Origin of the sequence: Ileibacterium valens, assembly GCF_001945525.1 — a bacterium.
In the GTDB taxonomy this organism is placed as follows: Bacteria; Bacillota_I; Bacilli_A; order Erysipelotrichales; family Erysipelotrichaceae; genus Ileibacterium; species Ileibacterium valens.
The window spans coordinates 1-8,375 of record NZ_MPJW01000008.1; the positions used below are offsets into that span (position 1 = coordinate 1).

Genomic DNA, 8,375 nt, shown 5'->3' on the forward strand with positions numbered 1-8,375 from the left:
CGGGAGAACATGTCTTCAGATGCAGGACATGAGATTATGGTCAGCCGGAGCATTCAGGCGGAAGGAACCTTCGGAGATCTTAAAGAAAACTACAGATACAGCCGATTGAGACGCCGGGGACTGGAAAACGTAAAATTTGAGGTGCTTATTGTGGCCATGGGACACAATATCAGAAAATTAAACAACAGAAATCGGATGAGTTGCCCAGAACTCGAACGTTATAGAAAATTAAAGGAGCAGAAAAGCGAAATCTGAAAAAGATTATAAACAGTCTTTTTGAGTTTTGGCTCTTTTCAGTGCGTTCAAAAATTGACTTGAGCGGAAAAACACATCATAAAACAGGATTGAATCAGATAAAAAGCATAGAAAAAGGGGCTGTAAATCTCGCTGATGAAAAATCAGTCGAAATTTAACAGCCCCTTTGTTGATTTGGTCAGCTTGCAGCTTTCAGCCATTCCATTAAAACTATCGCATTGTTTTCGTCTTTATTTTTTGATCCGTAAAGCAAGGTTACATTTTCCTGATTTAACTTTTCCATAATCTCTTTTTTAAGTTCTCTGGCATCTTCAGATTGGTTAAGCTCACTTAGATAGGCCTCTTTAAATTGTTCAAAACTTTCATTGCCTTGATGGAATTGTTTCCGTTCTTCACTTGAAGGAGCAGCCTGTTTTGCCCATTCATCAAGATCAGCCTTGAGTTTACTTTCACCTCGCGGCCATAAACGATCGACTAAAATTCGATATCCATCATCTGGACTTTCAGGTTCATATATACGTTTGATTTTCAGAATTCCCATATATCCTCCATTCATCAACTGATTAATTCCAGTTTTATTTCTTCTTTGTAATCTGAACAAAGATTATGAAAAACACCCCCAGAACAGGAGGTGTTTTCTTTTAATTTGCTTCTTAACTCACCTTGGCATGAGATGAATAGAATTTTTTAAATTACTTATTGATTATTATAAGTCTGTCTTGAGTCTAGGTTTTTGTTGAATTGTTTATTTTTTGAGTAAATCCTGTTCAGAGGCAGCGGCAGTTTCTGCATTCTGCTTTGCAAGAAGATCTCTGATTTCCTGAAGAAGAACAACGCTTGCTTCAAGTTCCTCTTCTTCCTGAGCTCCTTCCTCTTCTTTCTTCTTAATCACCTTGTTTCTGGCTCCATTGAGAGCTTTTACCATACAGAAGATTACAAGAGAAATAAGCAGGAAATTAATGATCGCCTGAATAAATAGTCCATATTCTACCTTAGCATTTCCTACTTTAATGATAAGATCTGAAAAATCTACTCCATTCAGTACAATTCCAAGTAATGGGGTCAGGATATTTTTAACCAGTGCGTTGACAATAGCGGTGAAAGCAGTACCCATGATGACACCGACAGCCATATCCATAACATTCCCACGGGAAATAAACTCCTTAAACTCATCAAAGAATTTCTTCATCTTAGTCACATTCCTTTCAATGAACTTATTTTACATGGCAGTTATTTTTTAGTCGGTCACAACACTCAAACAATTTTTTTCCATTCCAATGCCTGACATCCTGCTTTTGAGTGCTTACATTTGTCCTAAAAACAATGTACTATTTTTATTCTTACCGATTGCTTTCATCTACCCTTCCTAAGTCGGAACTAACTCTATTGATTCTTATCAATCCATTTGTACTCATAGCTAATATCTTCGATCCATCAACATCAATCAGTTGTTTAAGTCCTATATCCTGTCTGCTGCACTCTTCCCTGATCTCAACAAGTTCCTTGATTGTAATACCCAAATCAAGCGCCTGGTAGATTAACTCAAAGTCTGCTGGTTTCCGAGTGCGGATAACAGTTTGATTATCCAAATCTGGAAGCTGACTTGAATCAGATAGAATCAAGCAAAGATTTTTCCTGGTAAACCGGATCAGAAGAGGATAGTTCATCTCAAAGAGGTTCAGGCATTTCTGACATTGATGAAAAAAATATTCAGAATTCATCAGACGCTCATGGTCAGTTCCTTTTCCTTCATAAAGAAGCATGGTGTCCTTAAGAATGTAAAAAGAATGGCGACAGTTCGGACAGATCATTTCAATCATTCTTTTCTTCATGTATATCCCCTGAAATTTGTTCTTCTTTCATGGCAGTAATCCTCATCTTATCTAAAAAAGAAAGAAGAACTTATATCTTCTTTCTTTTCCTGCATTCACTAATTTCTTGCCCATTTCAACCTATATTGAGTTTCTAAAGTGCTTTTGTCTTTTCCTTGAGCCAGATTGCTTCATCTTCATTTAACAAAGGAGCAATTTCTTCATATACGCGCTGATGATAGTTATTAAGCCAATCGATCTGATCTGAGCTCATGATGGATACATCCAGACCTCTTACATCAAATGGCACAAGGGTCAGGATTTCGTGACACAGGAAATCTCCAAAATCGCTGTTTCCAAAATCTCTGGTCAGCATCAGATTTTCATGGCGAATACCAAACTTACCTTCCGCATAAAAACCCGGTTCATTTGAAGTAATCATTCCTGGCAGCATGACTGCTGAATCATTTCTTTCGGGAACAATTTTCCAGCGAAAGCCATTAGGTGCTTCATGAACATTCGATAAAGCCCCTACGCCGTGTCCGGTTCCATGATTATAATCAGTCATTTCTTTCCACAGCGGACCTCGAGCCAGGACATCAAGATTCAGTCCACGAACTCCTTTTGGGAACACGGCCTGAGCCAGATTAATATTGCCCTGCAGCACCCGTGTAAAGAAATGCTTTTCTTCATCAGTCAGGTCCCCTAAGACAAATGTCCTGGTAATGTCGGTTGTTCCTTCCTGATAATGTCCTCCCGAATCCACCAGATACAGTCCTTTAGATTCAAGAACAGCTGGATGTTCAGAATCTGGATGATAATGCGGCATGGCTGCATTCTTTCCATAAGCAGAAATCGTTGTAAATGATTCATCCAAAAAGCCAGGCTGTTCTGCTCTGAAGTCATGCAGCTTGTCTGCAGCAGAAACTTCTGTAACTTGTGTTTCAGGCAAAGTCTCTTCAAGCCATTTCCAGAAGCGGATAACTGCTGCTGCATCTTTATGATGAGCAATGCGAAACCCTTCCTGCTCAGTTTCATTTTTTACTGCTTTCATCATTACGATTGGATCTTCACCGTAAACCGGATTAGCCAGGCTAGAAGCAATCAGTGAATTCACCAGATTTTTTTGTACCAGTATGGGTTGATTGATCGATTTCAAATCATCATAAATCTGTTTGTATTCTCGAAGTGTCACCCCTTCATTTTCAAAAACATCTCTTACTTCTTTACTTACACGATCGGTGTTTGTATAAAGGATGGCCGTATCAGGATTGATTAAAGCATAAGAAAGCGGAGCTGGAAAATTTGGAATATCATTTGCCCGGATATTGAACAGCCAGGCAATTTCGTCAATCTTATTGGTTGCATGTCCATATGCTTTGGCATCAGCCACATGTTCTCTAAGTTCCTTTAGCTTCTCCTGCACTGATCTTCCTGTAAATTTTTCGTCATAAATCCAGATCGGGGCTTTTGGCATTTCTGGTCGGTTTTCCCAGGCTATTCCTGGAATATCCAGGTCAGTTACAAACTCAAGTCCATGTGCGTCAAAAATTTCTTTATCTTCTTCATATTCTGCTTGATTAATGCAGCGACCATCAGCAGCAACTCGCATTCCAGGCTTTAAATGTTCACAGATATATTCAGGAATCGATGGAACACCAGGCATACCCTGCTTCATGAGTTGTAAGCCTGAACCTGACAGTTCATTTTCTGCCTGAATATAGTAGCGTCCATCTGTCCACAAAGCGCCTCCGTCTTCCAGAACAACCAAAGTTCCTGCGCTGCCTGTGAACCCTGAATAGTGTTTACGACAACTGAAATAATCACAGACATATTCAGTATCGTGATAATCAGATGTTGGAATAATTACAGCCTGAATCTGATGATCAGCCATAACCTTTCTTAGTTTTGTTAATTCAGAAGTAACGTTCATCTAAATCGCCTCTTTTCTCGTTTCAGTTTAAGAGCTATCTGAAGAAACATCAATGAAATGGCTAAAATGCAAAAGAAAAGCTAATCAGGTTTATTTTGATCAAAGTAAAAAAAGAGCCCAAAAAAGGACTCTCTAAGAGAAACATTAGTTATGGTATCAGTCAGTCTGTTAAAAAAACACCAACTGATTCAACGGTAATACAGAAATTATTTCTGAATTCCAGAATTTTCTGTTTCAGTGGACTCTTCGGTATTTTCAGCAGATTCTACAGGCTCTGTTTCTTCCTTATTAGATTCATCAGAATTTTCTTCATGGGTATTTTCTGAAAGTTGATTGGTTAACTGATCTACCGATCGATTCACCGCATCAAAATCAACAGGTGAAGCCACTCCCTTTTGAGTTAAACGTTCAGTTTCTTCTACTCTGTAGATTCCTTCCATAAATGGAAGTCCATATAGACCGAATCCTAAAAGAACCAGTGAAACAAGCACGCTCTTGATAATATAAGTAGCCAGAAAACGGCCTTTATAGGTGTTTTCAAGGCGCATATATTTGAACTGTCCCCACAGATTACAGGTCGAGAAGGCGATGATTGCGATCTGAAGTAAATAACAGGTGAAGTTTGGCGATCTGAGCAAGTACAGGAGATTCCATGTTTCTGGCTTTTTCAGATCATCAATCAGCATGAATGATCGAACCCATAATCCCCCGTGATCGAATAAACCAAGTCCGCCAACCAGACCATAACCAAAGACGATGTTGATCATGAAAATGACTGTCAGTTTTATGTCTGAACGCTTAACCTGTGACAGTCTCACCGCCCGTGAAATTGTGCATAACCAGGCAAATATCATCCATACCGCAAAAATAATCCTTGCCATTTGTACCCCTTGCGGGATAAAAGGAAAACCAAAAGCGAATATAACAGAGATCCATAAAAAGAAATTAGCAAGGGTGTCTGTTCTGGAGTACCAGCGTTTAACCTTACGGATTCCGAATGTTTTAAAGCTGAAAGGCACAGTCAGGGTGGATAGGACATTCAAAGGAATCAGCAGGAACAACAGGGACACGAATAGAACCGAAAGAATAACGATCAGATTGTAAGTCGTAATACTGTCCATTCAGCAAGTCCTTTCTTTGTAAATTGAATATTCGGGAGCTATGTCTATATTCCTGTCACTGATAAGCTATTCATAGAATGCCTGTGCTTTTAGCAGGCTGTCTTGAGTATCCTTACAAGAAACAGAAACAGCAAGCTCCCTTCATGATTATTGACTATTCCGCCAGTAAAAAACAGTATATGTTTTAAACTTTTTTTAAGATTAGGTTACGAAAGCGGATTCTTAACATTTGCCAGATCCTTACTGAGCATTTGAGGATCAATGATTCGAACAAGATCTGTTGGCTGTTCCATAGCGTATTCAACCATCAAATGCTGGATCTGTTCGTTCAGATAGTAGAGCATGTCCCAGTATTTATCGGTTCGGGTATAGGCAATGACATTAATGGTCATCCCGTTTCCAGCTGCTGTAAAACCACTCACAGCCGTCATTGGTTTAGGGTCCTTAAGAATTTCCTTGGTCGAATCTAGTAAATCCTGCAAGGATTTTCTGAAGCTTTCATAACGGATTGATCCAGCTACAGGAACACTGATGACTATTCTTCGATTAATATTTGCGGAATAGTTCACGATATTGCCGGAGACTAACGAAGCATTTGGAATCACAATCTCCTGAAGGTTTGGTGTCTGCAGTGAAGTAAACATCAATTCAATCTGCTTCACAGTTCCTCCAATTCCTCCGGGTTCCCCATACTCAATATAGTCACCCACTTTAAATGGCTTAGTAATCAAAATCTGCAGCCCGCCAGCTACATTGGCCATCGATTCCTTCAGGGCCAGAGAAACTCCCAGACCCACTGCGGAAAAGGCCCCTACGAGCACATCCATCTTAGCTCCAATTTGTCCCAAAGCGATCACAACCGCAAAAATCCGGACCAGTATACCACTGGCTGAAGCCGCAAAAGTCAAAACTCCTTTTTCCATTCCAATCGGTTTCATCCGCAAAATTGATCTGGATACCCATCTTGCTGCAAACATTCCGATTACCAGTTCAACAACCGCAGCAATTACTTTCAGTAAAAACGCATTAGAAAAGATCGAATTCCAATCCATAGTTCCCTCCTTTGTAAAAGAAAAACTAAATAAAGAAAAATAAACATAAGTGATAGTAAAAAGAATTTATTATTAAAAAAGTCTGCTGTTAAGCAGACTCAAGAGATTCTTCTAATCTGGAAATTCCAGTATCAATTCGTGATAAAGCTTCATCCTTACCCAAAATATAAGCAATTTCAATAGCTCCGCCTGGAGTAAACTGTTTTCCAGTCAGCGCCGTTCTGACAGGCCAGAGAACCTGTCCGTTTTTCATGCCTAATTCTTTTGGCAAAGCCATTAAAGTATCATGGACCTGTTCTTCTGATTCAAAAGAATCCAGGCTTTCCAGAGCTTTACGCACTTCTCTAAGAGCGGTTAATGCGTATTCCGGAGTAGACTTCATCTTTTTATGACGATACATTTCAAGATCATAATCACGCAAATGATCAAAGAAATCTACAGACTCCTCAATCTGATTAAGTACATCTGTTCTTGGCTGGATTAATTTAGCAATTTCCCTGAAGTCGTAATCTCCTTTAACGGCTTTTTCAAGATATGGTTTAACCAATTTATAATAAGTATCCAGATCCATGTTTCTCAGATAAACGCCATTCATCCAGGTTAGCTTATCTTTATCAAAAATCGCCGGAGATCTTGAAATACGTTTTACATCAAAAACATCGATCAGTTCCTCAAGTGAATAAATTTCCTGTTCAGTTTCTGGAGACCATCCAAGAAGTGCAATGTAATTAATGATTGCTTCAGGTAAATATCCAGCAGCAACTAGATCCTGAAAGGAAGCGTCTCCATTTCGTTTAGAAAGCTTCTGCTTTTCGTCTTTCATTACTGGAGGTACATGTACATAAACCGGTCTTTGCCAGCCATAAGCATCGTAGATCAGATTATATTTTGGTGTTGAAGACAGATACTCATTTCCACGAACGACATGAGTAATATTCATTGTATGATCATCAATAATGTTGGCAAAGTTGTAGGTTGGAAATCCATCACTCTTTAAAAGGATCTGTTCATCGAGCAGATCTCCGTCAAACTCAATATGTCCATAGACTTCATCATCAAATGATGTTTCTCCAACATTAGAAATTGTCTGTCGAATTACATAAGGTTCATTACGATCCAGCCTTTCTTTGATCTCTTCTTCAGAAAGGTGTTTGCATGGATCATCAAACTTGAATGAGATACCTAACGATTCTGCTTCTTTTCTCTGTTCTTCAATTTCTTCTTCAGAGCAGAAGCAATAGTGAGCATGTCCTGTTTCTACAAGCTTTTCGGCATATCCTTTATACATTCCAAGTCTTTCAGACTGCACATAAGGGCCAAAATCTCCGCCGATGTCCGGGCCTTCATCCCAATTAAGACCAACATTCTTTAGAGTTTCATAAATCACATCAACTGCTCCATCAACTTTTCTTCCCTGGTCAGTATCTTCAATACGAAGTAGGAAATCGCCGCCATCATGTTTCGCGATCAGATATTCAAATAAGGCAGTTCTAAGGTTTCCAATATGCATATACCCGGTTGGGCTTGGGGCAAACCGGGTTCTGATTTTGTTGTCCATTAATCATCCATCTCCTCGTCATGTCAAAGTGTATTCTAAAATGGGATAAAGTGCAAAAACATTTAAAGAAAGTCTCTTCTCAGAATAAATTCTCAGTCGTAAAACCAATCGCCTTTTCATGTAAAGAAAATCCAAAAAATAAAAAACGGTCCATTCAACGAATAGACCGGTTATTGTCATATGGCTGGGGTACGTGGATTCGAACCACGGAAATGGCAGATTCAGAGTCTGCTGCCTTACCGCTTGGCTATACCCCAAGGACTCATTTATAATACTCAATCCAGTTACATCATGCAAGTATTTCAAAGATTTTTTTTAGTTTTTTTATGAACTTTTTTGAGGATGAATTTCATTCTAAATCACAAAAGCCGATCCGAAGTGATTGCTCACTCAGATCGGCTTTCTGTTTGCATGGCCTCTTGCTATTTTCGCTGTTCACTATCGTCGCCGTTAGAATGCTTGACTGCCAGGTTCGAAAAGTGTCTGGGTATTTCCATTCTGCCATCAAGACCACACCTTGGATCTTTCAAAACCAAACATCAGCGACATCCTTCTTGTCTGTTGTCTTTGTTCTTTGTGTTTTACACTTCGCTTGCTTCGATCAAGCCCTCGACCGATTAGTATCAGCCAACTTCATGCATCTCT

The 8,375-nt window shown here is 39.3% G+C and carries 8 protein-coding genes, 1 tRNA gene and 1 rRNA gene; 1 reads left to right on the forward strand and 9 read right to left on the reverse strand.

Annotation, left to right across the window (positions count from 1 at the left end):
* Positions 1-255: transposase (locus tag BO222_RS00120; protein WP_075817304.1), on the forward strand; the 255-nt coding region annotated here is incomplete at its 5' end.
* Positions 256-433: 178 nt separating this feature from the next.
* Here BO222_RS00120 and BO222_RS00125 read toward each other — a convergent pair.
* The 9 genes from BO222_RS00125 to rrf all read right to left on the reverse strand — a co-directional run bounded on the left by BO222_RS00125 (position 434) and on the right by rrf (position 8,245).
* A complete protein-coding gene (locus BO222_RS00125; protein ID WP_075817306.1) occupies positions 434-796 on the reverse strand; it encodes a DUF488 domain-containing protein in 363 nt (120 codons plus the stop codon).
* Between the two features lie 204 nt (positions 797-1,000).
* Positions 1,001-1,444, reverse strand: a complete 444-nt coding sequence (gene mscL / locus BO222_RS00130) for a large-conductance mechanosensitive channel protein MscL (protein ID WP_075817308.1) — start codon at positions 1,442-1,444, stop codon at positions 1,001-1,003.
* 151 nt (positions 1,445-1,595) lie between these two features.
* On the reverse strand, positions 1,596-2,087 hold the full coding sequence (locus BO222_RS00135) for a CpXC domain-containing protein (protein WP_075817310.1): 492 nt from the start codon (positions 2,085-2,087) through the stop codon (positions 1,596-1,598).
* 133 nt (positions 2,088-2,220) lie between these two features.
* On the reverse strand, positions 2,221-3,999 hold the full coding sequence (locus tag BO222_RS00140) for an aminopeptidase P family protein (protein ID WP_075817312.1): 1,779 nt from the start codon (positions 3,997-3,999) through the stop codon (positions 2,221-2,223).
* Positions 4,000-4,205: 206 nt separating this feature from the next.
* Positions 4,206-5,120 carry a hypothetical protein gene (locus tag BO222_RS00145; RefSeq protein WP_075817314.1) on the reverse strand — a complete coding sequence of 305 codons (915 nt, stop codon included), beginning with the start codon at positions 5,118-5,120 and terminating at the stop codon, positions 4,206-4,208.
* 206 nt (positions 5,121-5,326) lie between these two features.
* Entirely contained in the window at positions 5,327-6,172 is an 846-nt protein-coding gene (locus tag BO222_RS00150) for a mechanosensitive ion channel family protein (protein ID WP_075817316.1), read from the reverse strand.
* An 88-nt stretch (positions 6,173-6,260) separates the two neighbouring features.
* Positions 6,261-7,730, reverse strand: a complete 1,470-nt coding sequence (gene gltX, locus BO222_RS00155) for a glutamate--tRNA ligase (RefSeq protein WP_075817318.1) — start codon at positions 7,728-7,730, stop codon at positions 6,261-6,263.
* A 181-nt stretch (positions 7,731-7,911) separates the two neighbouring features.
* Positions 7,912-7,987 (reverse strand) — tRNA-Gln (locus tag BO222_RS00160).
* 152 nt (positions 7,988-8,139) lie between these two features.
* Positions 8,140-8,245 (reverse strand): 5S ribosomal RNA (gene rrf / locus BO222_RS00165).
* Positions 8,246-8,375: the final 130 nt, after the last annotated feature.

Bases quoted from the DNA above. Each gene is read 5' to 3' on its own strand.
- BO222_RS00125 (WP_075817306.1), bottom strand. From the start codon at position 796: ATGGGAATTCTGAAAATCAAACGTATATATGAACCTGAAAGTCCAGAT.
- mscL (WP_075817308.1), bottom strand. From the start codon at position 1,444: ATGAAGAAATTCTTTGATGAGTTTAAGGAGTTTATTTCCCGTGGGAAT.
- BO222_RS00135 (WP_075817310.1), bottom strand. From the start codon at position 2,087: ATGAAGAAAAGAATGATTGAAATGATCTGTCCGAACTGTCGCCATTCT.
- BO222_RS00140 (WP_075817312.1), bottom strand. From the start codon at position 3,999: ATGAACGTTACTTCTGAATTAACAAAACTAAGAAAGGTTATGGCTGAT.
- BO222_RS00145 (WP_075817314.1), bottom strand. From the start codon at position 5,120: ATGGACAGTATTACGACTTACAATCTGATCGTTATTCTTTCGGTTCTA.
- BO222_RS00150 (WP_075817316.1), bottom strand. From the start codon at position 6,172: ATGGATTGGAATTCGATCTTTTCTAATGCGTTTTTACTGAAAGTAATT.
- gltX (WP_075817318.1), bottom strand. From the start codon at position 7,730: ATGGACAACAAAATCAGAACCCGGTTTGCCCCAAGCCCAACCGGGTAT.